The organism is Xenophilus sp. Marseille-Q4582, from assembly GCF_916700565.1.
Lineage (GTDB): Bacteria > Pseudomonadota > Gammaproteobacteria > Burkholderiales > Burkholderiaceae_C > Xenophilus.
Genome location: NZ_CAKAKO010000002.1, coordinates 85,008 through 108,886, shown reverse-complemented (window position 1 = coordinate 108,886; position 23,879 = coordinate 85,008). Strand labels below are relative to the sequence as shown.

Below are 23,879 nucleotides of genomic sequence, written 5' to 3'. Positions count from 1 at the left end.
GGGCATCGCCCATGCGCCCCATCCCGCCCATCCAGTGCCTGGTCACTTTCGAGCTGCTGGCGCGCCTGCGCAGCGCCAGCCGCACGGCCGACGAACTGTGCGTCACCGTCAGCGCCGTCAGCCACCGCATCCGCCAGCTGGAGGCGCACCTGGGCTTCAAGCTCTTTGCAAGGGGCGACTTCACCCTCACGGCCGACGGCACCGCCTACCTGGCCAATGTGCGCGAGGGCCTGGCTGCCTTCGGCCGCATGCCGCCGCGCGACGGCGCGCAGGCCGCCACGCGCCTGAGCGTGGCCGTCACGCCCACCTTTGCGCGGGTGTACCTGATGCCGCGGCTGGAGACCTTCCGCAACGCCTACCCCGAGGTGGAACTGACCTTCCAGGTCTCCATCCCGCTGCTGGACGTGACGGCCGAAGAGGCCGACCTGGAAGTGCGCTTCGGCCCGGGCCACTACGCCGACCGTGAGTCGCGCGTGGTCACGCACGACCGCGTCACGCCCGCGTGCAGCCCGAGCTACCTCAAGGAATTCGGCCCCTTCGAAGGCTTCGACACCCTGGCCGAACTGCAGCAGGCCCGCCTGATCCGCAGCCCGCTGGAGCCGTGGAGCAGCTGGTTCGCCGCCTGCGGCCTGGCCCTGCCCGAGCCCTACGTCGGCGCCCAGTTCAACGATCTGGGCCTGGTCTACGACGCCGCCGCCAGCGGCTTTGGCGTGGCGTTGGTGCGCGAGGAAATGGGCGCCGCCTGGTTCGACAGCGGCCGACTGGTGCGCCTGTCACCGCGCAGCGTGCCGGCGCCGAATGCCAATCACATCTGCTGGAAGCCGGGGACGCTGGAGCGGTGGGAGTGCGCGGCGTTCGTGGATTGGATGGTGGGGTAGGCGGAGATCTGCGCTGCACTCCATGCACCGCCCTTTCCATGCCGAAGAGCAGTCCGGGGCGTTGTGGCGATCCGTGGTTGCCAACCCTCCCATCGGGAGGGGCGACGCCTGATGAAGACATCCAACAGCCCGCATCATTCTTTCGCTTCGGCCTGCGCTGAAATCAGACCTTGAATCTCGCAATCGCCATTCACCCATGATCATTCGTACGGAAACAACCCTGGAAGATTCAGCGGCGATCGCTCGCGTGATCGAGCGCGCGTTTGCCAGCGCTGAACACACCAGCCATACAGAGCAGTTCATCGTCAGGGCGCTGCGCGCTGCTGGAGCTTTGACCGTGTCCCTTGTTGCGGAGAAAGACCGCAGAATCGTCGGTCACGTGGCGTACTCACCAGTCACCATCAGCAGCGGCGTCAAGGACTGGTACGGTCTGGGGCCTCTGGCGGTCGACCCCGATTTTCAATCTCAAGGCATTGGCGCCGCCTTGGTCCGTGCCGGAATCGAGCGACTGCGCACTCTTTCAGCCGCAGGTTGCGTGGTGCTTGGCGATCCAGCGTACTACGGGCGCTTCGGGTTCAAGGTGATGCCAGGTCTGGTGTATCCAGGGCCGCCATCCGAGTACTTCATGGCTCAAGCTCTCTCCGGTTTCCCGCCTCAAGGCGAGGTTGCCTACCATGCAGCATTCGCGAGCGAGGCCTAGGACCTGCTCACGCTATGGAAGGGGATCGCGTTGCTTCGCCAAGGGGCTGGGATGAGCTTCGCGACCCCTTCCATAGCGTGAACAGGCCCCAATCGTCGCATCGAGAGGACCGGCTCCGTCGAACCGGGGCTGGCCTGCCCTGCCGAATGTCAGGCAACATCAAGAACATGTCGCTACGGATCCAAGAAGTCCCTGTATCGGAGGCTCCCATCGAGCTTTTGCTGCTTGCCGATCCTTCGGAAGAGAAAGTCCGTTCCTATCTGCCCAGGTCACAGTGCTTCGTGGCTTCAAGCCACGGGGCGGTGGTCGGCGCAGGTGTGGTCCAGCCGCTTCGTGCGGGCGCACATGAGCTCATGAACATCGCCGTGCCGCCGCGCCATCAGAAATGCGGCCATGGCACGGCGCTCCTGAAATGGATGGTGGCGTTCTTTCGTGAATCTGGCGCCACGCAACTGGAGGTGGGCACCGGAACTTTTGGCTATCAACTGGCCTTCTACCAGCGGCATGGATTTCGGGCGACGCGCATTGACCACGACTTCTTCGTCAACAACTACCCGGAGCCTGTTTTCGAGAATGGGATGCAGCACTTCGATATGCTGCGTCTTACCCTGAGGTATTGAGACCATGCCGTCCAGCCATTTGCGCAAGTCGACGCTCGTTGCCGCCGATTTCACGAGCCCTTGATCACCGCCGCGGATCACCACAGATCTCCCCGGGGGGAGGCGGTGGGCGCGTGCTCAATCCGGCACGAACCGCGCGTTGAACTGCGCCACGTCCCCTTCCTCCTCCAGCGTCACGAGTTGTCCCATCTTCCCGTCCGACAGCCGGCAGGCGGCGAACAGGCTGTAGCGGCCTTTCAGGTCGTAGCTCGGCAGGTCGATCAGCGCATAGGGCTGCGGCACGAACACCTGGTGTTCGAACACGATGCGGTGCGCGTTGCGCGGCGAGGGGAAGAGCTTGTAGTCGGCGGTGTCGAAGGAGCGTGCGGTGGCCATGGCGGGATTCTCCGCGCTTTGGCCCAGGCGGCGCCCGGCAGCGCGCCGTGGGCGCCCCACGCGGGGCCAGCCGCCTGCCACGCGCCGGCATGCCGGCAGCGGCGCCATCGCCCAGCCAGCTTTGCTCAACACCGCTTGAAGAATCTTCAAACCGCCGCTGCCGCCCAGCGCCTACAGTGCCGCACCCTTCGCGACAGCTGCGCGCGGGCTGGGCCGTGCCATCATTGGCCAGCCCGCTGGCTGGGCGCGCGATGCGCCGGCCCCCAGGAGACCCCTCGATGAATGCCCCCGAATCCTCCGCGCAGGCCCAAGGCCTGCAGCGCGTCGATCGCGCCGAACGCGCGGCCCGCCAGGCCGAGGTGGTGCGCGCGCTGTCCGCGCAACTGCCCGCGCATGCGCTGCTCTGGCAGGCCGAAGACACCACGCCCTACGAATGCGACGGCCTCACGGCCTACCGACAGCGCCCGCTGGTCGTGGCCTTGCCCGAGAACGAGGCCCAGGTGGCCGCCGTGCTCAAGGCCTGCCATGCCCTGAAGGTGCCGGTGGTGGCGCGCGGCGCGGGCACCGGCCTGTCGGGCGGCGCCATGCCGCACGAGCTGGGCGTGACCCTTTCGCTGGCCAAGTTCAACCAGATCCTCGAAGTCGATCCCGTCTCGCGCACAGCCACCGTGCAGTGCGGCGTGCGCAACCTGGCCATCAGCGAAGCCGCGGCCCCCTACAACCTCTACTACGCGCCCGACCCATCGAGCCAGATCGCCTGCACCATCGGCGGCAACGTGGCCGAGAACTCGGGCGGCGTGCACTGCCTCAAGTACGGCCTCACGCTGCACAACGTGCTGCGCGTGCGCGGCTTCACGGCCGAGGGCGAGCCGGTCGAATTCGGCAGCAATGCATTGGACTGCGCGGGGCTGGACCTGCTGGCGCTGGTGATCGGCAGCGAGGGCATGCTGGCCGTGACCACCGAGGTCACCGTCAAGCTGGTGCCCAAGCCGCAGCTGGCGCGCTGCATCATGGCCAGCTTCGACGATGTGCGGAAGGCCGGCGATGCGGTGGCGGCCGTGGTGGCGGCCGGCATCATCCCGGCCGGGCTGGAGATGATGGACAAGCCCATGACCGCGGCGGTGGAAGACTTCGTGCACGCGGGCTACGACCTGAACGCCGAAGCGATCCTGCTGTGCGAATCGGACGGCACGCCCGAAGAGGTGGAGGAAGAGATCGGCCGGATGAGCGCCGTGCTGCGCGGCTGCGGCGCCACCGCCATTGCCGTGAGCGAGAGCGAGGAAGAGCGTCTGCGCTTCTGGAGCGGGCGCAAGAACGCCTTTCCCGCGTCGGGCCGCATCAGCCCCGACTACATGTGCCTCGATTCGACCATCCCGCGCAAGCGCTTGGCCGACATCCTGCTGGCCATCCAGCAGATGGAGAAGAAGTACGGCCTGCGCTGCTGCAACGTGTTCCACGCGGGCGACGGCAACCTGCATCCGCTGGTGCTGTTCGACGCCAACGATCCCGACGAGCTGCACCGCTGCGAGCTCTTCGGCGCCGACATCCTGGAAACCAGTGTGGCGATGGGCGGCACGGTGTCGGGCGAGCATGGCGTGGGCGTGGAAAAGCTCAACAGCATGTGCGTGCAGTTCACGGCCGAAGAAAACGCGCAGATGTTCGGCATCAAGCATGCCTTCGACCCGGCCGGCCACCTGAACCCCGGCAAGGTGATTCCCACGCTGCAGCGCTGTGCCGAATACGGCAAGCAGGTGGTGCGCGGCGGCGTGCTGCCGCATTCCGACCTGCCCCGCTTCTGATCGCCCCATGACGATGTTGAACGAATTCATCGACCGCATCCGCGCCGCGAGCGCCGACGGCACGCCGCTCGTCATCCGCGGCGGCGGCAGCAAGGACTTCTATGGCGAGCCCGTGCAAGGCGCGCTGCTGGACACGCGCGCGCTCACCGGCGTGCTGAGCTACGAGCCCAGTGAGCTGGTGGTCACGGTGCGCGCCGGCACGCCGCTGGCCGAACTCGAAGCGGTGCTCGCGCAGCAGAACCAGTGCCTGCCTTTCGAGCCGCCGCATTTCGCGTGGCAAGGAGACGGTGCGAGCGCGACCGTCGGCGGCATGGTGGCGGCGGGCCTGTCGGGCCCGGCGCGCGCCAGCGTGGGCTGCGTGCGCGACTACGTGCTGGGCGTGGGCCTCATCAACGGCCGCGGCGAGCAGCTGCAGTTCGGCGGCCAGGTGATGAAGAACGTGGCGGGCTACGACGTGTCGCGCGTGCTCGCCGGCTCGCTGGGCACGCTGGGCCTGATCACCGAACTGAGCCTCAAGGTGCTGCCGCTGGCACCGGCTGAAGCCACACTGGAATTCACCTGTACGCAGGCCGAGGCGTTGGCTCTGCTCAACGGCTGGGGCGGCCAGCCGCTGCCGCTGAACGCCAGTGCGTGGATTGCCGAAGCGGCCGCGCCCGATGCGCCCGACAGCGCACCGCGCCCCGGCGTGCTGTGGTTGCGCCTGCGCGGCGCCGTGGCGGCCGTGGAATCGGCCTGCCGCAGCCTGGGCGGCCTCGGCGGCCAGCTGCGCGCGCCCGAACAGGCGCAGCCCGTGTGGGCCGCGCTGCGCGACCAGCGCCTGCCCTTCTTCACCGATGCGGTGGCGCGTGGGCTGGCGCTGTGGCGCGTGTCGGTGCCCCAGACGGCGCCCGTGCTGGCGCTGCCGGGCCAGCCGCTGGTCGAGTGGCATGGCGGGCTGCGCTGGTACGCGCTGCCGGCGGACCAGGCCGATGCGGTGCGCGCCGCGGCCCGCCAGGTGGGCGGCCACGCCACGCTGTTCGTGGCGCCGCCGGGCGCGGCGACCGATGCCGCGCCGCCGCGCTTCGATGCGCTGAGCGCGCCGCTCGCGCGCATCCACGAAGGGCTGCGCCGCAGCTTCGATCCGGCCGGCATCTTCAACCCCGGACGGCAGTACGCGCGGGCCGCCATCGCTGCCACGGCGGACGTTGCGAGCTGAGCCGCGCCACACGCCCATGCGCCGCCTGCGCCAGCTCACCGGCCGCCATCGGCTGGCCCAGTCCGACCGGACGCTGGGCCTGCTGCTGGCGTTCAATGCGGGCGCCGTGAACGCGGGCGGCTTCCTGGTGCTGCACATGTACACCTCGCACATGACCGGCTTCACCTCGCAGGTGGCCGACGCGCTGGTGCTGGGCAATGTCACGCTGCTGCTCAATGCGCTGGGCGCCCTGCTGGCCTTCGTGGGCGGCGCGGCCGTGTCGGCCGTGCAGATCAACTGGGGCCGCCAGCACCGGCTGCGCCATCCCTATGCGCTGCCGCTGCTGCTGGAGGCGGCGCTGATGCTGCCCTTCGGCTTGATGGGGGCGATCACCCTGGGCTGGCACACGCCCTTCGCGGTGCCGCTCACGGTGCTGCTGCTGTCCTTCATCATGGGGCTGCAGAACGCGCTGTCGGCCAAGATCTCGGGCGGCCGCGTGCGCACCACCCACATGACGGGCCACCTCACCGACCTGGGCATCGAGCTGGGCAAGATGCTGTACTGGAACCGGCGCGGCGGCCCGGCCGGCTCGCCGGTGCGCCACAACCGCCAGCGGCTGCGCCTGTTCGGCGCGCTGGTGCTGATGTTCGTGGCCGGCGGCCTGGCCGGCGCGGCCGGCTTCAAGTGGCTGGGCTTCATCTGCGTGCTGCCGCTCGCGGCGCTGCTGCTGGCGCTTTCGCTGCCCCCCTTCCTGGACGATGTGCGCCGCTCGCGTGAACTGCGCGAAGGGCTGGCAGGCCTGGCCGTGCGCCTGCACCTGCGCCGGCCGGCCGCGGAGGCGCCCCGGACGGACACCGGTGCGCCCCCGGCGTCCCCCTGAACAGAACAGAACTTCAAGTCTTCCCCACCATGCAGACCGAACTCGCCCCCGAATTCCAAGGCACACCCGAAGGCGCGGAGGCCGAAGCCATCCTGCGCAAGTGCGTGCACTGCGGCTTCTGCACCGCCACCTGCCCCACCTACCAGCTGCTGGGCGACGAACTCGACGGCCCGCGCGGGCGCATCTACCTGATCAAGCAGGTGCTCGAAGGCGCCGAGCCCACGCGCGCCACCCAGCTGCACCTGGACCGCTGCCTGACCTGCCGCAACTGCGAAAGCACTTGCCCCAGCGGCGTGCAGTACGGCCATCTGGTGGACATCGGCCGCAAGATCGTCGACGAGAAAGTGCCGCGCCCGGCGGGCGAGAAGGCGCTGCGCTGGGCGCTCAAGGAAGGGCTGCCCTCGCCGCTGTTCGCACCCGCGATGAAGCTGGGCCAGGCGGTGCGCGGCCTGCTGCCCGAAAAGCTGCAGGCCAAGGTGCCGCCGAGGCAGGACGCCGGCCTGTGGCCCACGCGCAGCCATGCGCGCAAGGTGCTGATGCTGGCGGGCTGCGTGCAGCCCAGCATGTCGCCCAACATCAATGGCGCCACGGCGCGCGTGCTGGACGCGGCGGGCATCGAATGCGTGCTGCCGCCGGCCGCGGGCTGCTGCGGCGCGGTGAAGTTCCACCTGAACGACCAGGAAGGCGGCCTGGCGCAGATGCGCGCCAACATCGACGCCTGGTGGCCGTACGTGGAACGGGGCGAGGTGGAAGCGCTGGTGATGAACGCCTCGGGCTGCGGCGTGACGGTGCGCGAGTATGGCCATGCGCTCAAGCACGACACCGCCTACGCCGAGAAGGCCGCACGCATCAGCGCGCTGACGCGCGACGTCGGTGAGCTGCTGCCCGAGCTGGTGCCGGTGCTCAAGGAGCGCGTGCAGCCGCCCGCAGGCGTGATGGCCTACCACCCGCCCTGCACGCTGCAGCACGGCCAGAAATTGCGCGGCGGGGTGGAAACGCATCTGCGCGCGCTGGGCTTTTCGCTGCAGGTGGCGAAGAACGAATCGCACCTGTGCTGCGGCTCGGCCGGCACCTACTCGGTGCTGCAGCCCGAACTGTCGTACCAGCTGCGCGACCGCAAGCTGGGCCACCTGCAGCAGCTGCAGCCCGCGCGCATCGCCTCGTCCAACATCGGCTGCATCACGCACCTGCAAAGCGGCACCGCGCTGCCGGTGCGGCACTGGATCGAGTGGCTGGATGAGGCGCTGCAGCCGGCCGCGCCGGGGCTCTGAGCGCTGACCGCCTGCAGCAGCGGCGGGCGCCGGCGTTCGCGCCCGCCGCACAGCGGCCGTCGGCGTGCGACTACAGCCGGGGTGCGGCGCAGCGCGGAGCATGAGCAGCCTCTCCAGTGAGTTCAAGGAGCCGCCATGCGAACGACCCGTACTTCCACCGCCTCCCGCTCTTTCGCCGTCCTCCTGGCTGCGTGCGCGTGCGCAGGCAGCGCGCTGGCGCAGACGGCTGTGCCGGCACCGGTGGAAGTGGCGCCCCAGGCCCCGGCGCCGGCCGCGCCGCCGCCCGCCGTGACCTTGCCGGCACCGGCTGCCGCGCACGGCGCCCATGCGGGCGCGCCGGGCCATGGCGGCCCCATCCAGTGGCGTTGCGGCGGCATCGGCAGCGACGAGTCGACCGCCATGCGCGCCGCCATGAAGGACCATCCGCTGTCGCTGCTTTTCGCCCGCACCGACGGCGCCTACCTCGCCGACGTGCAGGTGGACATCCGCGGCGAGAGCGGCAACGCGCCCTCGCAGTCGCTGCGCGCCAGCGGTCCCGTGTGCCTGATCAACCTGCCGGCGGGCCGCTACGCGGTGGACGCCAGCATCGGCGGCCAGCGCAAGACGCAGACGGTGCAAGTGGGCGGCACGCCGCGCACGCTGGACTTCCGCTTCTGACGCCGGCGCCAGGCGCGGCGCGCATCCGGCCCGGCCTGCCCAGCCCGTCCGGGCCGGGCCTCGGGGCTTCTCGGTCCGAGGGTTTCAGGGTGTGCGGAAGATGAACCAGCGCGCCGACACGAAGTTGACCCCCATGCCCGCCACGCTGCCCACGGCCACGCCCAGCAGCGGCACCCAGGCCGCGGGCGGCAGCAGGTGCAGCGTGAGCGCGTAGACGCCGTAGTTCACGGCCGCGCCGCCCAGCATGGCCAGCAGGTAGGTGCCGTACTCGCGCCGCAGCGCGCGGCCGCCGCGCGCCGCGCCGTCGGCGAAGGTGTAGCGCCGGTTGAACAGCCACGTGGCCGTGGCCGCGGCCCAGAAGGACAGCACGCGCGCGCCGTACCAGCCCAGGAAGGGCGCCAGCAGGTACAGCACGCCCGCATCGACCCCGAAACCCAGCACGCCCGCCACGCCGAAGCGCATCAGGCGCTGCAGCGTGCTCAGGGGGGAGGGCTCGGGTGACGAAGCGGGTTCAGGCATCGCGGCCGTGCGCCGCGCCGCGCGGGCCCGGGATCAGCAGGTATTGCAGCCGCTTGGCCTCGCGCCGGCCAATTGTCACGGTGCGCAGAATCGCGGCGCAGGCCACCGACATCATGGCGCCGACCATCATGCCCGTGACCAGCACGGCCGTGGGCACGCGCGGCACCAGGCCGGTGTCCAGCCAGGTGATCACGAGCGGAATGGCCAGCGCCACCGCGCCGACCGTGAGCAGTGCTGCGATCCACAGAAAGAACTGCCGCGGGCGCTCGCTGATGAACAGCTTGGTGATCGTCATCAGGATGCGCCAGCCGTCCCGGTAGGTGGAGAGCTTGCTGACCGATCCTTCGGGCCTTGAACGGTACAGCGTGGGCAGCTCGGCCCAGGGCAGGCGCAGCTCCAGCGCGTGCACCGTGAGTTCGGTCTCGATCTCGAAGCCGTGCGACTGCGCCGGGAAGGACTTGGCATAGCGGCGCGAGAACACGCGCAGGCCCGACAGCATGTCGCTGAACTGGCCGCCGAAGATGCTGACCACCGCGCCCGTGAGCATGCGGTTGCCCCAGCGGTGGCCGCGCCGGTAGGTGGCGGCGTCCTGGTGGTCGTCCTGGCGCGCGCCCACCACCATGTCCAGGTTGCCCGCGATGAGCATGTCGATCATCTCGCCCACGCGCGAGAGGTCGTAGGTGGCGTCGCCATCCACCATCACGTAGATGTCGGCCTCCACGTCCGCGAACATGCGGCGCACCACGTTGCCCTTGCCGCGCAGCGGCACATGCGTGACCACCGCGCCCGCGGCGCGGGCCACGGCGGCCGTGTCGTCGCTGGAGTTGTTGTCGAAGACGTGGATCTGCGCCTGCGGCAGGTGCTGGCGGAACTCGGCCACGGTCTGGCCGATGGCCAGCGCCTCGTTGTAGCAGGGGATGACGGCCGCGATGCGCAGCGGCGAGGGTCGGTCGGTCATGATGGGCGGGACGAGGGTGGAAAGGCCCGCACGCGATAGATGCGCGTGCCCTTCTGGTCCTGAAGCAGCTCGAAATGGTCCGTGAAGCCGGGTTGGCTGTCGAGGATGGAGACGGTCGGCGTGTGGATGGCGATGGTACCGAAGCCTGCGGCCGCCAGGCGGCGGCCCATCTCGGCGGGCGGCTGCATCACGAAGTCGGCATAGCGCCAGGGGCCGAACATGTCGCCCCAGGCGGGCTGGTGCGCGAAGTAGATCGCATCGGACAGCGCCACGATGTAGAGCTTGCCGCGGCGGTGCGCGTTGGCCCATTGCAGCGCCTCGTAGCCGGGCACATGGCCGCGCAGGAAGGCCTCGCGCGTCTCGGGCGTGGGCGACACCGCGCGCGCGTGCTGCACGAAGCGCTGCCCGCCAGCCAGCGCCAGCACGGCCAGCAGCCCCACGGTCGCCACGCGCGGCGCAGCGCCTTGCGCCAGTGCGGGCAGGCGCCGCTGCACGGCTTGCGCGCCCCACAGGCCCAGCTGCCGCCAGCCGATGGCGCCCAGCCAGGCCAGCAGCGGGAAGGAGGCCGTCATGTAGCGCGGGTAGCGCGAGGTCAGCACCCAGATCACGAGCGACCAGACGCCGAACACGAAGGCCGCGCGCACGGCCGGCCGCGTGGACGGCGCGCGCCAGAAGACGCTGAACGGCACCGCCAGCAGCGGCCACAGCATGATGTTGGGCAGGCTGGCATGCGCGCGCACGTCGTTCACCTGGTTCACGTAGTCGGCTTCGTTCCAGTTGGTGAAGCCGAAGACGCGCGCGCCGATGGGGTTGAAGGGATCGCCGGTCTGCAGCCAGTTGCGCGCATACCAGTAGACGCAGGGCAGCAGCAGCGCGGCCAGCGCAACCGCCAGCCGCGTGGGCCGGCGTTCGCGCCACAGCACGAACAGGCCCAGCAGCGGCAGGAAGGTGAGCGCCTGGTACTTGCTGCCCAGGGCCACGCCCATGAGGAAGCCGGCCAGCGCCAGCCAGCCGAGCGGCCGAGAACCCGAGCCCCCAGGGCCAGACTGCGCCTGGCCCGCCCCCCTAGGGGGGCGAGGAAACTTGGGGCGGCCCGGCGTTTCCTCGGCCGGCGCGCAGTGCCAGGTCCACAGCGCTGTGCAGGCGGCCAGCACGAACAGCGCCACGCCCATGTCGATCAGCGCATTGCCCATCTCGCCGATGGCCAGCAGGATCACGGCCGCGATGCAGGCGGTGATGCGGTCGCTGTAGGCCAGCGCCAGCCGGAAGACGATGGCGGCCGACAGCCAGCCGGCCAGCGCGTGCAGCAGGTGCGGGAACACGTCGCCGGCGAGCGGCAGCGCGGCCGCGTAGAGCAGGTTGTAGTTGTAGGGGAACCAGGGGTAGCGCAGCCAGTCGTGGATGCCCAGCGCACCGGCCGCCGCGGTTTCGCGCGCCCAGGGCAGGTGGTACATCAGCTCGTCGAAAGCATGCGGGGGCGACAGGGGCTCCGACAGGGACACGATCAGCGCGCCCAGCGCGACCCAGTTCGCCACGCGTTGCGCGCGCGTCAGGCCAGCCGGGGGCCAGGTCCGCAGGCGGCCCCAGGCCGCACGCAGCTGCGCCAGGGCCGCCAGCCCGCCCGCACCCAGCAGGGCCAGCACGGCCGGCGGGCGCAGGCCGCCCACCAGCGCCAGGGCCTGGAAGGCGCAGATGTACAGCCCCAGCCCGAGCGCCGCCGCCATGGCCAGGCCCAGCCAGGGGTCGGCCGCGGCCGGGTCGGCGCCCGGCCCCTGCGGCGCCCGCAGGCGCGCCCACAGCAGCTGGCCCGCGCCCCAGGCGGCGAACACACACAGGGCCAGCATCGCGTAGTGCTGGCCCGCGAAGATCAGTTGTTGCAGAAACAAAATGGCGATCCCGGGAGGCCGGACCTCTCGCGCTTCAAGGCACTGGAGGCTTCGAGGTGGACGTGCTGTCGTGAACAGCCGCCCTGGCGATGCAGCGCTGACTTCCCCAGGGCACCCGAGGATCTGGCTCTGCCAAGCCTCTGGGTGCGCCCCTTTCGCGCAGCAGAAGGGGGAGCCGCGAAGCGGCCTGGGGGTTGTTCACAAATTCGGTGCCAGCAGCCGCGAGAGCGTCGCTTCGTCCATCTGGCGCCGCGCCGCCTGGTCGGCCAACTGGTCGGCGCCGATTTTGCCCACATTGAAATACTTGGCGTCGGGGTGCGACAGGTAGAAGCCGCTCACGCTGGCCGCGGGCGTCATGGCCAGGCTTTCGGTCAGGCCCATGCCGATGTCGGCGCACTGCAGCAGCTCGAACATCGGCCCCTTGACGCTGTGATCGGGGCAGGCCGGGTAGCCGGGCGCGGGACGGATGCCGCGGTACTGTTCCTTGATGAGCTGCTCGTTGTCCAACTGCTCGTCGGCCGCGTAGCCCCACAGGTCCTTGCGCACGCGCTGGTGCAGCGCCTCGGCGAAGGCCTCGGCCAGCCGGTCGGCCAGCGCCTTGAGCATGATGGCCGAGTAGTCGTCGAGGTCGTCGATGAACTGCTTTTCCTTCTTCTCGGCGCCGATGCCGGCCGTGACCGCGAACACGCCGACGTAATCGGCCACGCCGCTGTCCCGGGGCGCCACGAAGTCGGCCAGGCAGCGGCTGGGCCGCATCACGCCGCCCACGGCCTGCTTTTCCGTCTGCTGGCGCAGGCCGTACCAGGTCAGCGCGGCCTGGCTGCGCGTCTCGTCGGTGTAGAGCACGATGTCGTCGTCGCGCTCGGTATTGGCCGGCCAGAAGCCCACCACGCCGCTGGCCGTGAGCCAGCGGCCTTCGATCAGGCGCTGCAGCATGCGCTTGCCGTCGGCATACACGCGCACGGCCTCGGTGCCCACGACCTCGTCCTTGAGGATGGCGGGGAAGGGGCCGGCCAGGTCCCAGGTCTGGAAGAAGGGGCCCCAGTCGATGTACTGCGCCAGTTCGGCCAGGTCGTAGTTGCGGATGAGGCGCCGGCCCAGGAACTTGGGGCGCGGCGGCTGGTAGCCGGTCCAGTCGATGGGCGTCTTGTTGGCCCGTGCCTTGGCCAGTGGCCACAGCGGCACCTGCTTCTTGTTGGCGTGCTGCTCGCGCACCTTCACGTAGTCGGCGTTGAGCTCGGCGATGTAGGCACTGGCCTGCTCGGACAGCAGGCTCTGCGCCACGCCCACGCTTCGCGAGGCGTCGGGCACGTAGACCACGGGCCCTTCGTAATGCGGCGCGATCTTCACGGCCGTGTGCACGCGGCTGGTGGTGGCGCCGCCGATCAAGAGCGGAATCTTCTTGATGCGGAAGTGCTCGTCCTTCTGCATCTCGCCGGCCACGTACTGCATCTCCTCGAGGCTCGGCGTGATCAGGCCCGACAGGCCCACGATGTCCGCGCCCTCGACCTTGGCCCGGGCCAGGATCTCGTGGCACGGGACCATCACGCCCATGTTCACGACCTCGAAGTTGTTGCACTGGAGCACGACCGTGACGATGTTCTTGCCGATGTCGTGCACGTCGCCCTTGACGGTGGCGATGACGATCTTGCCCTTGCTGCGCACGTCGCGGCCGGCCGCCTCGTCGCGCTTCTTCTCTTCCTCGATGTAGGGGATCAGGTGCGCCACGGCCTGCTTCATCACGCGCGCCGACTTGACCACCTGCGGCAGGAACATCTTGCCGGCGCCGAACAGGTCGCCCACGACGTTCATGCCGTCCATGAGCGGGCCTTCGATCACGTGCAGCGGCCGGCCACCCTTGGCGAGGATGGCCTGGTACGCCTCTTCGGTGTCCTCGACGATGAAGTCGGTGATGCCGTGCACCATGGCGTGGGCCAGGCGCTGCTCCACGGGCACCGGCGCCTCGGGCGTACCGCGCCATTCGAGCTTCTTGCTCTCGTCCTTGGCGCCGCTCTTGGCGCTCTCGGCGATCTCCACCAGGCGTTCGCCCGCATCGGGCCGGCGGTTGAGCACCACGTCTTCCACGCGTTCGCGCAGGACGGGCTCGATGTCGTCGTAGACGCCGACCATGCCGGCGTTGACGATGCCCATGTCCATGCCGGCCGCGATCGCGTGGTACAGGAACACGGTGTGGATGGCCTCGCGCACGGGGTCGTTGCCACGGAACGAGAAGCTCACGTTGGAGACGCCGCCCGAGACCTTGGCGCCGGGCAGGTTCTGCTTGATCCAGCGCACGGCCTCGATGAAGTCGACCGCGTAGTTGTTGTGCTCCTCGATGCCCGTGGCCACCGCGAAGATGTTGGGGTCGAAGATGATGTCCTCGGGCGGGAAGCCCACCTCGTCGACCAGCACGCGGTAGGCGCGCTCGCAGATCTCGATCTTGCGCGCGAAGGTGTCGGCCTGGCCCACCTCGTCGAAGGCCATGACCACGGCCGCCGCGCCGTAGCGCTTGACCAGGCGCGCCTCGTGCTTGAACTTCTCCACGCCTTCCTTCATGGAGATCGAATTGACGATCCCCTTGCCCTGGATGCAGCGCAGCCCGGCCTCGATGACCTCCCATTTGGAGCTGTCCACCATGATGGGCACGCGCGCGATGTCGGGCTCGCTGGCGATCAGGTTCAGAAAGCGCACCATGGCGGCCTTGCTGTCCAGCATGGCCTCGTCCATGTTGACGTCGATGACCTGGGCGCCGTTCTCCACCTGCTGGCGCGCGACCGACAGCGCCTGGTCGAACTGGCCGTTCAGGATCATCCGGGCGAAAGCTTTCGAGCCGGTGACGTTGGTGCGCTCGCCCACGTTGACGAAGAGCGAGCCTTCGCCGATGGAGACCGGCTCCAGGCCGGACAGGCGCATGGGGGAAACGGGTTGGGAGGACATGGGGCGACTCACCTGGAAGCGACGGGGATCCGGTGAGCGTCGTTGACCGCAGCCGCGCCGGGCGCGGCCCCTTCCGAGCCTGACGGCCGGCACAGGCCGGCGGTTGCAACGCTCCTCGGACGGGCGCGGAATTTTATCGCTGCCTCGCCGCATGGGCCGATGCGGGGGCATCGATGCCCGGCGCGCCATACGGCAAACGCCATAGCGGCTATGGCGCAAACGCAAATTGCCGCTGCGGGGGCGGCTGCGAAGAATGGACCGGCATCAAGGAACGATTCGTGCATGGCGGTGGGCTCCACCGTCTGCCTTGCCTCCCATCGACCATGCGCCGCGAACCCGCGCCGACCGCCCCTTTCATCCGCATCGCCGGTGTCGGCAAGCGCTTCGGCTGCCGCGAGGAGCCCACGCAGGCGCTGCAGGGCGTGTCGCTCGACATCCCCCGCAACAGCTTCGTCTCGCTGGTCGGCCACAGCGGCTGCGGCAAGTCCACGCTGCTGCGCATCGTGAGCGGGCTGGAGTCGGCCAGCGAGGGCGAAGTGGCCATCGACGGCCTGTCGCCGCGCGCGTACGGCCGCGACCGGCCCATGGGCTTCGTGTTCCAGGAATCGGCGCTCATGCCCTGGAAGTCCGTGCTCGACAACGTACGGCTGCCGCTGGACGTGCTGGGTGTCGGCATGCCGGCCGAGCGCGAGGCCCGCGCCTGCGCCTTCATCGAGCTGGTGCGCCTGGCGGGCTTCGAGCACCACTTCCCGCCGCAGCTGTCGGGCGGCATGCGCCAACGGGCCTCCATCGCGCGCTCGCTGGCCTATGCGCCCGAGGTGCTGCTGCTCGACGAGCCGTTCGGCGCGCTGGACGACTTCACCCGGCGCGAGATGGGCGACGAGCTGCTGCGCATCTGGGCCGAGCGCCAGTGCACGGTGCTGTTCGTGACCCATTCGCTCAGCGAGGCGGTGCTGCTGTCCGACCAGGTGGTGGTGCTGGCCCCGCGGCCGGGCCGCATCCAGCAGGTGCTGCCCATCGACCTGCCGCGTCCGCGCGACGCCGGCGTGCGACGCAGTCCGCGCTTTGCGGCCTATGTGGCGCAGCTGGAAACGATGATCTTCGGAGGTCGTGCATGACCCGCCAGCCGTGGCCCGCGGGCTGGCGCCACGCGTTGGCGCCCACGCTGCTCTTCCTGCTGGTGGGCCTGGCCTGGGAGGCCGGCGTGCGCCTGGCCGAGGTGCCGCGCTTCCTGCTCCCCGCGCCGAGCGTGGTGCTGCAGCGCATCGCTGCGGATTGGGGGCCGCTGAGCCTCAATGCCGGCGTGACCATGCTGGCGGCGCTGCTGGGCTTCGTGATCGGCACCCTGGCGGCCGTCCTGGTGGCGGTGTTGTTTCTGTACTCGCAGGCGGTGGAACGCGCGATGTTCCCCTGGGCCATCATCATCAAGACGGTGCCCATCCTCGCGGTGGCGCCATTGCTCACCATCTGGCTGGGCTTCGGCCTGGCGCCCAAGGTAGTCATTGCCGCGATGGCCTGCTTCTTCCCGACGCTGGTCAACGTCACGCGCGGCCTGCGCAGCCTGGACCGCAACCTGCTGGACTTCATGACCGTGATCCAGGCGCCGCCGCTGCAGCTGTTCTGGCATGCGCGGGTGTACGCCGCGCTGCCGTACCTGTTCTCGGCCATGAAGATCACCACCGGCATGGCCGTGATCGGCGCCATCGTGGCCGAGTTCACGGGCGCCAACGTCGGCATCGGCACGCTGATCGTCAATGCCGGCTACCAGCAGGACACGGCCATGCTCTTTGCCGCCATCGGCCTCACCTCGCTGGCCACCGTGCTGCTGTTCTACGGTGTGTGCCTGCTGGAGCGCCTGGCGCTGTACTGGCCTGGCGCCCGCCTCGATCACTGACTCCTTCCCAACGCTCCAGCCCCCCACCATGAAAAACGCTCGCACCGCTTCTTCGCAACGCCTCCGTGGCACACACGCGCTCGTGGCCGTGGCGGCCGCACTGATGACCTGTGCGGCCCCGGCCGCGGAGAAAGTGAGCCTGCGCGTGTCCTGGCTCATGAATGTGCAGAACGCCGGCTACGTGATGGCCAAGGAGAAGGGCTTCTATGCCAAGGAGGGCCTGGACGTGTCGATCATGCCCGGGGGGCCCAACATCAATTCCACCACGATGGTGGCATCGGGCCAGAACACCTTTGGCACCAACGACGTGAGCGCCGTGCTCTACGGCAATGCGCAGGACATGAACCTGGCGGTCGTCGGCGCCTGCTTCCAGAAGTCCCCGGCCGGCGTGCTGTCCCTGGCCGCGTCCGGCATCCGGACGCCCAAGGACCTGGAAGGCAAGACCCTGGCCTACAACGAAGGCGGCCCGTGGCACTACACCCGCGCCATGCTGGCCCAGGCCGGCGTGGACATGAGCAAGGTGCGCACGGTGGTCGCCATCGGCAACGAGGTGCTCATGAACGGCACCGTGCAGGCCAAGACGGCTTTCGTCGTGAACGAGCCCATCGCACTCGAGCTGCAGGGCTACCCCACCGCCACGCTGGCGGCCGCAGACTACGGTGTCAACGCCTATGCCGAAGTGGTGTTCGCGCAGGCGAAGACCGTGGGCGCCAAACCTGAGCTGGTGCGCAGCTTCATGCGGGCCACCGCCCAGGGCTGGGACTACGCGCTCAAGCACCAGGACGAGGCCGTGGCCGCCGTGCTGGCGCTCAATCCCACGCTCAAGCCCGAGCAGCAGAAGCGCCAGTTGGCGCTGCAGGAGTCCTTCATCCGCTCGGCCCACACCGAACAGCACGGCCTGTGCAGCTTCGAGCCGGCCAAGATCGGCGAGGCGGCGCAGATCCTCACGACCTATGGCGGCCTGAAGCCAGGCATGGCCATCGAACCCATGCTCCACCCCCAGTTCGCCGACCAGCGCGCACGCTGAAGCGGGGGCTCGGTGGGGCCGCGCATGGAATGTTTCTTGCGTTCCGCTTTGATGCCCACGGCGGCCCCACGGACGCCGGCGCGCCACGATGGACCTCAGCCCCGCCACGCTTTCTCTCGACATCAAGGCCCTGCGCACCTTGGTCGTTCTGCTGCAGGAAGGCAGCGTCACGCGCGCCGCCGAACGTCTGGGCCAGCCGCAGCCGGGCCTGAGCCTGACGCTGCGCCGGTTGCGGGAGGTCTTCGGCGATCCGCTGCTGGTGCGTGAGGGCAATCGCCTGACGCTGACCGGGCGTGCCAGCGAGCTGCTGGAACGGCTGCCGCACATCCTGCAGGAACTGGAAGGCGCCGTGCGGCCCGTGAGCGGCTTCGACCCGCGCCACAGCCAGGCACGCTTCAGGCTGCTGCTGGGCAACTGCTTCGAATCGGGATTTCTGCCCACCATCATTGCGCGCATCCGCGAGCAGGCGCCCGGCGTAGGCGTAGATGTGGCGTCGCTGCCTTCGCTGGACCAGGTGGCGCAGTACATGACGTCTGGCCAGCTGGACATCGCGCTGGGCAACTGGCCCACGCCGCCACCGAGCATGCGCCGCGCGCCGCTGTTCGAGTCCGAGTACGTCTGTGTCGTGCACGCCGGCCACGCCTTGCATGCCGCGCGGCCCCTGACCCTGGCGCATTACCTGCAGGCGCAGCACCTGTCGCTGTCGCCCGTGGTCACGCCCACGCTGAACCCGGTGGATGCCCGGCTGGCTGCGCTGGGCCTGACGCGCAACGTGGTCGCGTCGGTGGCCGAATACGGCCATGTGGCGCAGTTGCTGGCCCGCACCGACCTGGTCTTCACCACCAGCCGGCGCCTCGCGCAGCATCTGGTGGCGCAGGGGGCGCCGCTGCCGCTGGCCTTGCTGGAGATGCCGCCGGAGTTCGGCGCCATGCAGTTCTACAGCCTGTGGCATGAGCGCAGCCACCGCGCGCCCGCGCACCGGTGGCTGCGCGGGCTGATCCTGCAGGCCGCCCACGATGCGGCGGTGCCGGGGCCGCCGGCCGTGCCGCTTCAGCCCGCTGGGGTCGCCTGAGCGACGCTCAGGTCGCGCAGCATGCGCCGCATGGTCAGGCCGGCACGGTCGGCCGCCATGTGCAGTTCCACCCCTTCCGAACGGTCCAGCGGCACCTCGGGGTCGGTGCTTTCCAGCACGGCGCGATCCTCGTCGGTCACCTCGCGGTCGTAGGCCACCACCACCTCGGCCGGCACATCTTCCTCGCGGTCGTTGCGCACCACGAATTGCGTGAAGCGGGTGTGCACGTCATCGATGGGCGTGAGGAAGGAGCACAGGATGTGCACCAGCCCGTTCGGATAGTGGATGTGGCCGACGCGAGAGAACGGGAGGTGGAAGCGGTTGCGGGTGGCGCGGGTGGTCTCGTCCTCGTCCATGGCCAACGCCGACTTCATGTGCTCGGCATTGGTCACACGGAAGTCGTTGCGGAACACGAAGCCGTCCGGCCTCTCGTCCAGCGTGAAGGGCTCGATGCGCGGGTCGTCGGTGCCAAAGGTGTTGCGGTGCACGAAGCTGATGTGCGCCGGGTCGAAGGCGTTCTCGATGATGCGCAGCGCGCTGGTGCGCCAGACTTCGTGGAACTCGTGCACCTGGCGCCAGCCCTGCGTCGCCAGCTCGGCAATCTCGGGAATGTCGAACAGCGGCTCTTCCAGCGCCACCCAGACGTAGCCGTAGCGTTCGGTGCAGCGGTAGGCATTCACGCCGAAGGGGGTGGGGCGGTCTTGCACCACCTGCGGCACGCGGATGCAGTGGCCGTCGCCGTTGAAGGTCCAGCCGTGGTACGGGCAGACCAGGTTGCCGTTGTTCACCTGGCCCAGCGACAGCTTGGCGGTGCGGTGCGGGCAGCGGTCCTGCACCGCGCGCACAAGGCCCTGGCCGTCGCGCCACAGCGCCACGGCCTCGCCCAGCAGGCGCGTGCCGAAGGGCTTGTCCTGCACGTCGCCGCTGCGGGCCACGCAGTACCAGAATTTTCGAAGCAGGGGGGTGTCGCACGCACGCATGGAGGCGCTCTCTCTAGTGGTTCTGCGGCGACTCTAGGGGGCACCCTCCAGGGCGGCAATTCGCTGCGCCCCATACGCGTTATTGCGGTCAGACATGGCCGAGCGCTGCCTGCGCGGCGTCGGCGGGCCGTGGTGCGGTGGGCCGCTCGTCCGGCAGTTGCACCCGCGTCAGCGCAAAGGGCGGCAGCCCCTGCAGCAGCCGCTGGCCGTAAGGGGTGCGCAGCAGCCGGCGGTCGTAGCAGTACACGCGGGCGCGGTCGTCCTCGCTGCGGATGGCGCGGCCCACCCATTGGGCCAGGCGGATGGCTGTGGCCGGCACCACCAGTTCGGTGAACGGGTCGCGCCCCTGCGTGCGCAGCCATTCGGCGCGCGCCTGGCTCACGGGTTCGTCGGGCGAGGCGAAGGGCAGCTTGGCGATGAACACGCTCTCGCACAGCTTGCCGGGCAGGTCCAGCCCTTCGCCGAAGGACTGCATGCCGAAGATGATGGAGGGCAGACCCTCGGCCACGCGCGCGCGGTGCGTGGCCAGCAACTGCTGGCGGGGCAGGGCGGTCTGCAGCAGCACGCTGGGCGCCAGCGCGGCGGGCAGGGCCAGCGTGGCTTGGCGCATCTGCTCGCGCGAGGTGAAGAGCACCAGCGCGCCATGCCGCACCTCGGCCAGGTCCTGCGCCAGCGCGCGGCCCAGCTGGGCGACGTAGGCGCCGCTGTCGCGCGGATCCGCGCCGGTCTCGGCGGCCAGCAGCCGGCCCTGCGCCGCATAGTCGAAGGGACTGGGCACTTCCAGCGTGGTGGCGGCTTCGTCGCCGTACAGGCCGCTTTCGCTCAGGAAGAAGTCGAAGCGCCCGCAACTGGTGAGCGTGGCCGAGGTCAACACCGCGCCGCGCACGCGCGACCACAGGTGCTGGCGCAGCAGGCTGCCGGGCAGCACAGGGCTCGCATGGGCGCGGATCAGCGGCGGCGCCTGCTCGCGCGGCTCCAGCGTGAACCACTTGGCGGTGGGCGCGGCGCCCGTGCCCGGCTCGGGTTCGCGCAGCAGCAGGCGCGCGGCGTCCAGCGTCTGTTCCAGCCGCGGCGCGAGCGCGCCCAGCTTGGCGTACATGGCCGACAGCTTGCGCGCCAGCGCGGGCTGGTCGCGCATCTCGGCCCGCAGCGCGGTGGCGATGGCTTTCAGGATGGTGACGAAGCCGTCGGCATGGTGCGCCACGCGGCCCAGCGGCCCGGCCAGCTCCTCGGGCAGCCGGCCCTGGGGCACGCGCGCCTGGGTGGGGCCGCGGCCCGCAAGACGACTCGAATCAGGAGGCGTGTCGGCATGCAGCAGGTCGCCGTACAGGTCGATCACCAGGCGTTCGGTTTCCTGCAGGGCCTCGCGCATGCGCATCGCGTGTGCGGGAATGTCGGCCACCTCGCCCACTTCCATGCGCACGCCCACGCGCATGGCGCGCTGCGCCAGGCGCTCGACCCAGGCATGCTCGCCCAGGTCCATGCGGCAGCCGAACTGGCCCAGCGCGATGCCGGGCAGGTGGTGCGCCTCGTCCAGGATCAGCAGGCTGTTGTCCAGCTCGGGCAGCTGGCGCGTGCCCAAGGTGGCCAGCAGCAGGTCGTGGTTGACCACGATGACCTGCGCGCCCACCAGCGTCTTGCGGCGTTCGTAATAGACGCAGTGGGCGTAGGCGGGGCAGTGTTTGCCGCTGCATGAGGCGGCATCGGCCGCCATCGGCATCCAGGCCTGCGGCGCGGGCGGGGTGTCCAGCGTGTCGCGGTCGCCGTCCCAGGCGCCGCTGGCCAGGGCCTGGGCGATGGCGCCGTAGTAGGCGCGCTGGGCCGCCTGCTCGTGCGCCGGCGCGGGGCGTGCGGGCGCGTCGGCCCAGTCGGCGAACAGGTCGTCGTCGCCGCCTTCTCCCTCGCCGGCTTCGTCATCGGGGTCGGCCGCCAGGCCGGTCAGGCGCTCCAGCTTCTGCTGGCACACATAGCGACCGCGGCCCTTGGCCAGCGCGAAGCGGAAGGGATGTGCCATCTGCGCGGCCAGTGCGGGCAGGTCCTTGTGCACCAGCTGTTCCTGCAGCGCCACGGTGGCGGTGGAGATGACGACGCGCGTGTTGCGCGCCAGCGCCAGCGCGATGGCCGGGGCGCAATAGGCCAGCGATTTGCCCACGCCGGTGCCGGCCTGGATGACGGCGATGGCGCGGTTGGGTTCGAGGCCGTCCACCGCGGTGCCGTCCTCATCCCCGGCGCCTTCCGGCTGGCCCAGGTCGGCGCCCGCCAGGGTCCGGGCCACCTGCTCGGCCATGCGCCGCTGGCCCGGGCGGCTGCGCAGGCCGGGTGCGGCCTGCAGCACTTCGTCAAAAGCCTGCAGGGCGGCTTCGGCCCATGCGGCCTTTTGCTCGGAAGACATGGAGAGAGTGTAAAAGTGGGCCCCCACGCTCCCCTCGCTTTGCGAGGTCCGCTGCCCCCCGAGGGGGCGCTCGCCGCCTCGGGGCGGCCCGGCGGCGGCGGGACAAGGCCCCACGCTCCCCCGCTTCGCGCGGTCCGCTGCCCCCCGAGGGGCGCTCGCCGCCTTGGGGCGGCCCGGCGGCGGCGAGTGGGGCCCCCACGCTTCCCACGCTTCGCGAGGTCCGCTCCTTCCGAGCGGGATCCCCGGTCGGCTCCAAAAAGATCGGCCTCCTGCGATCGAACTTCGCGGAGTCCGGTGCGCGCTCGGCGCAGCGCGTGGAAGGCTCAGGCGGCTTGCGCCGCCGGCGTGCTGGCCGAGGCCGGCAGCCCGAACACGCGGTCGAAGCACCAGTTGAAGACGAAGGTGTAGACGAGGAAGAAGATCAGCAGGGCGGCGTCGAAGAGCAGCGCCTCCCACAGGCTGATGCCCAGCCACCAGGCGAACAGCGGCACCAGAATCGCGGCCAGGCCGCCTTCGAAACCCAGGGCATGTGCCACGCGGCGCCTGACCGAGCGGCCGCGTACGGGCTGCCGGGCCTCCCAGGCCTCGAACAGGGTGTTGAAGACCAGGTTCCAGACCACGGCGACCACCGACGAGGCCACCGCCAGCGCCGTGGACTTGCCCGCGCCCGCGCCGGACAGGGCGGCCAGGCCGATGCTGGCGAAAAGGATGGCGAAGCCCTCATAGAGGCTCACATAGACGATCTTGCGGCGGATGCCTTGCATGGAAAACAACCTGGTCGGTCACAACGATGGCCAGACTTTATGACTCCATGATTGAAAGAAAAAGTCAACTCATTTCAATTTGACTGATAGATTGGCGGCCATGGCTTTCACCACCGACAGCGTCCATGTGTTCCTGGCCGTGCTGGACCACGGCTCCTTTTCCGCCGCTGCGCGCGCGCTGGGCCGCGTGCCCTCGGCTGTGAGCATGGCGGTCGCGCACCTGGAGGCGGAACTGGACCTCGTGCTTTTCGACCGCACGGGCCGTGAGCCGCGCCCCACAGCCGCCGCGCGGGCGCTGGAGCCGCAGGCCCGGCAGATCGCGCTGCAGCTGCGTGCGCTGGATGCGCATGCGCTCTCGCTCCACCAGGGGCTGGAGGAGCGGCTGACCCTGGCCATCGCGCCGGAACTGATGTCCGCGCGCTGGAGTGCGCCGCTGGCCCAGCTCGCGCAGGAATATCCGCTGCTGGACGTGGAGGTGCTGGTCGCCCCGCAGGCCGATGCGCTGGGCCTGCTGCACACCGGCCGGGCGCAGCTGGCGCTGGTGTTCGAGCGGCCCACCCTCGACGGGCGCGAGGGCTTCGTGCAAGTGGGCGGCGAAACGCTGGTGGCGGTGGCCGCGCCCGGTCACGCGCTGATGCACCATCCCGGCCCGCTGGGCGAAGCGCATCTGGCGGCCACGCGGCAGATCGTGATCGCGGGCCGCGACGGCGGCGTGGCGGACCCGCGCGTGCTGTTCGGGCGCCACCTCTGGCACACCGACAGCCCCGAGGCCGCCTGCGGCCTGCTGGAGGCGGGCCTGGGCTGGGGCTGGCTGCCGCGCAGCATCGTGCAATGGCGCCTGGACGCGGGCGCGCTGGCCCTCTTGCCGCTGCGTGAACTGGACAACGCCACGCCGCTGTGCGTGGACGTGGTCTGGTCCAACGAGCGCCCGCGCGGGCTGGGGGCCCGGCGCTTCGTGGCCTTGCTCAGCGCCGAGCGCTGATCTCAGGCTCGCGAGCGGCCGCAGGCGGCTCTGCGGCCTGGCCGCAGGCGTCCTCCTCGTGGCGATGCGTGCGACGCCGGCGCGGCGGCAGGGCGCCGGAACGGACGCGGGCGC

Annotated in this window: 21 protein-coding genes and 1 riboswitch; of the genes, 13 read left to right on the top strand and 8 right to left on the bottom strand. The window is 70.1% G+C overall.

All coding sequences use genetic code 11. The features are described 5' to 3' along the window. Positions 1-11: 11 nt before the first annotated feature. The 3 genes from LG388_RS05850 to LG388_RS05840 all read left to right on the top strand — a co-directional run bounded on the left by LG388_RS05850 (position 12) and on the right by LG388_RS05840 (position 2,198). Positions 12-878 carry a LysR substrate-binding domain-containing protein gene (locus LG388_RS05850; RefSeq protein WP_225781929.1) on the top strand — a complete coding sequence of 289 codons (867 nt, stop codon included), beginning with the start codon at positions 12-14 and terminating at the stop codon, positions 876-878. 196 nt (positions 879-1,074) lie between these two features. After that, positions 1,075-1,578 carry a GNAT family N-acetyltransferase gene (locus tag LG388_RS05845; RefSeq protein WP_225781928.1) on the top strand — a complete coding sequence of 168 codons (504 nt, stop codon included), beginning with the start codon at positions 1,075-1,077 and terminating at the stop codon, positions 1,576-1,578. Between the two features lie 146 nt (positions 1,579-1,724). Next, positions 1,725-2,198: a GNAT family N-acetyltransferase gene (locus tag LG388_RS05840; protein ID WP_225781927.1), complete on the top strand. Its 474-nt coding sequence runs from the start codon at positions 1,725-1,727 to the stop codon at positions 2,196-2,198. 117 nt (positions 2,199-2,315) lie between these two features. On the opposite strand, the gene LG388_RS05835 is transcribed toward LG388_RS05840, so the two are convergent. Beyond that, positions 2,316-2,573, bottom strand: a complete 258-nt coding sequence (locus LG388_RS05835) for a hypothetical protein (RefSeq protein WP_225781926.1) — start codon at positions 2,571-2,573, stop codon at positions 2,316-2,318. Positions 2,574-2,851: 278 nt separating this feature from the next. On the opposite strand from LG388_RS05835, the gene LG388_RS05830 reads away from it, so the two are divergent. The 5 genes from LG388_RS05830 (at position 2,852) to LG388_RS05810 (ending at position 8,354) form a co-directional block, all read left to right on the top strand. Beyond that, positions 2,852-4,372 (top strand): FAD-linked oxidase C-terminal domain-containing protein, encoded by a 1,521-nt coding sequence (locus LG388_RS05830; RefSeq protein ID WP_225781925.1) that lies wholly within the window; start codon positions 2,852-2,854, stop codon positions 4,370-4,372. Between the two features lie 7 nt (positions 4,373-4,379). Next, positions 4,380-5,567: a glycolate oxidase subunit GlcE gene (glcE, locus tag LG388_RS05825; RefSeq protein WP_225781924.1), complete on the top strand. Its 1,188-nt coding sequence runs from the start codon at positions 4,380-4,382 to the stop codon at positions 5,565-5,567. 16 nt (positions 5,568-5,583) lie between these two features. Next, positions 5,584-6,426: a YoaK family protein gene (locus LG388_RS05820; RefSeq protein ID WP_225781923.1), complete on the top strand. Its 843-nt coding sequence runs from the start codon at positions 5,584-5,586 to the stop codon at positions 6,424-6,426. Positions 6,427-6,455: 29 nt separating this feature from the next. Further along, positions 6,456-7,697, top strand: coding sequence for a glycolate oxidase subunit GlcF (gene glcF, locus LG388_RS05815; protein WP_225781922.1), 1,242 nt, complete (start codon positions 6,456-6,458; stop codon positions 7,695-7,697). 135 nt (positions 7,698-7,832) lie between these two features. Beyond that, positions 7,833-8,354 (top strand): carboxypeptidase regulatory-like domain-containing protein, encoded by a 522-nt coding sequence (locus tag LG388_RS05810; RefSeq protein WP_225781921.1) that lies wholly within the window; start codon positions 7,833-7,835, stop codon positions 8,352-8,354. Positions 8,355-8,438: 84 nt separating this feature from the next. On the opposite strand, the gene LG388_RS05805 is transcribed toward LG388_RS05810, so the two are convergent. From LG388_RS05805 to metH, 4 genes are all read right to left on the bottom strand, one after another. Beyond that, positions 8,439-8,873 (bottom strand): GtrA family protein, encoded by a 435-nt coding sequence (locus tag LG388_RS05805; protein ID WP_225781920.1) that lies wholly within the window; start codon positions 8,871-8,873, stop codon positions 8,439-8,441. Further along, positions 8,866-9,831 carry a glycosyltransferase family 2 protein gene (locus LG388_RS05800; RefSeq protein ID WP_225781919.1) on the bottom strand — a complete coding sequence of 322 codons (966 nt, stop codon included), beginning with the start codon at positions 9,829-9,831 and terminating at the stop codon, positions 8,866-8,868. The genes LG388_RS05805 and LG388_RS05800 overlap by 8 nt, the downstream gene beginning before the upstream one ends. Continuing rightward, the gene (locus LG388_RS05795) at positions 9,828-11,717 is read right to left on the bottom strand and encodes a hypothetical protein (RefSeq protein WP_225781918.1); all 1,890 of its coding nucleotides are present in this window, start codon (positions 11,715-11,717) and stop codon (positions 9,828-9,830) included. Before LG388_RS05795 ends, LG388_RS05800 begins: the two co-directional genes overlap by 4 nt. 198 nt (positions 11,718-11,915) lie before the next feature. Then, complete coding sequence (metH, locus tag LG388_RS05790; RefSeq protein ID WP_225781917.1) at positions 11,916-14,654, bottom strand: methionine synthase; 2,739 nt, start codon at positions 14,652-14,654, stop codon at positions 11,916-11,918. A gap of 27 nt (positions 14,655-14,681) precedes the next feature. Next, positions 14,682-14,777, bottom strand: a riboswitch (S-adenosyl-L-homocysteine riboswitch). A 200-nt stretch (positions 14,778-14,977) separates the two neighbouring features. Here metH and LG388_RS05785 point away from each other — a divergent pair. From LG388_RS05785 to LG388_RS05770, 4 genes are all read left to right on the top strand, one after another. Continuing rightward, positions 14,978-15,772, top strand: a complete 795-nt coding sequence (locus tag LG388_RS05785; RefSeq protein ID WP_225781916.1) for an ABC transporter ATP-binding protein — start codon at positions 14,978-14,980, stop codon at positions 15,770-15,772. Beyond that, on the top strand, positions 15,769-16,548 hold the full coding sequence (locus LG388_RS05780; RefSeq protein ID WP_225781915.1) for an ABC transporter permease: 780 nt from the start codon (positions 15,769-15,771) through the stop codon (positions 16,546-16,548). Before LG388_RS05785 ends, LG388_RS05780 begins: the two co-directional genes overlap by 4 nt. 28 nt (positions 16,549-16,576) lie before the next feature. Continuing rightward, a complete protein-coding gene (locus LG388_RS05775) occupies positions 16,577-17,575 on the top strand; it encodes an ABC transporter substrate-binding protein (protein WP_225781914.1) in 999 nt (332 codons plus the stop codon). Between the two features lie 88 nt (positions 17,576-17,663). Further along, positions 17,664-18,647 carry a LysR family transcriptional regulator gene (locus LG388_RS05770; protein WP_225781913.1) on the top strand — a complete coding sequence of 328 codons (984 nt, stop codon included), beginning with the start codon at positions 17,664-17,666 and terminating at the stop codon, positions 18,645-18,647. On the opposite strand, the gene LG388_RS05765 is transcribed toward LG388_RS05770, so the two are convergent. From LG388_RS05765 to LG388_RS05755, 3 genes are all read right to left on the bottom strand, one after another. Next, entirely contained in the window at positions 18,626-19,627 is a 1,002-nt protein-coding gene (locus LG388_RS05765) for an aromatic ring-hydroxylating dioxygenase subunit alpha (protein ID WP_225781912.1), read from the bottom strand. The genes LG388_RS05770 and LG388_RS05765 overlap by 22 nt on opposite strands. Positions 19,628-19,715: 88 nt before the next feature. Then, on the bottom strand, positions 19,716-22,019 hold the full coding sequence (gene dinG, locus LG388_RS05760; protein WP_225781911.1) for an ATP-dependent DNA helicase DinG: 2,304 nt from the start codon (positions 22,017-22,019) through the stop codon (positions 19,716-19,718). 323 nt (positions 22,020-22,342) lie between these two features. Further along, positions 22,343-22,783 (bottom strand): PACE efflux transporter, encoded by a 441-nt coding sequence (locus tag LG388_RS05755; RefSeq protein ID WP_225781910.1) that lies wholly within the window; start codon positions 22,781-22,783, stop codon positions 22,343-22,345. 100 nt (positions 22,784-22,883) lie between these two features. Between LG388_RS05755 and LG388_RS05750 the strand changes: the two genes are divergently transcribed. Then, on the top strand, positions 22,884-23,765 hold the full coding sequence (locus LG388_RS05750; RefSeq protein ID WP_225781909.1) for a LysR family transcriptional regulator: 882 nt from the start codon (positions 22,884-22,886) through the stop codon (positions 23,763-23,765). The last annotated feature ends 114 nt before the right edge of the window (positions 23,766-23,879 follow it).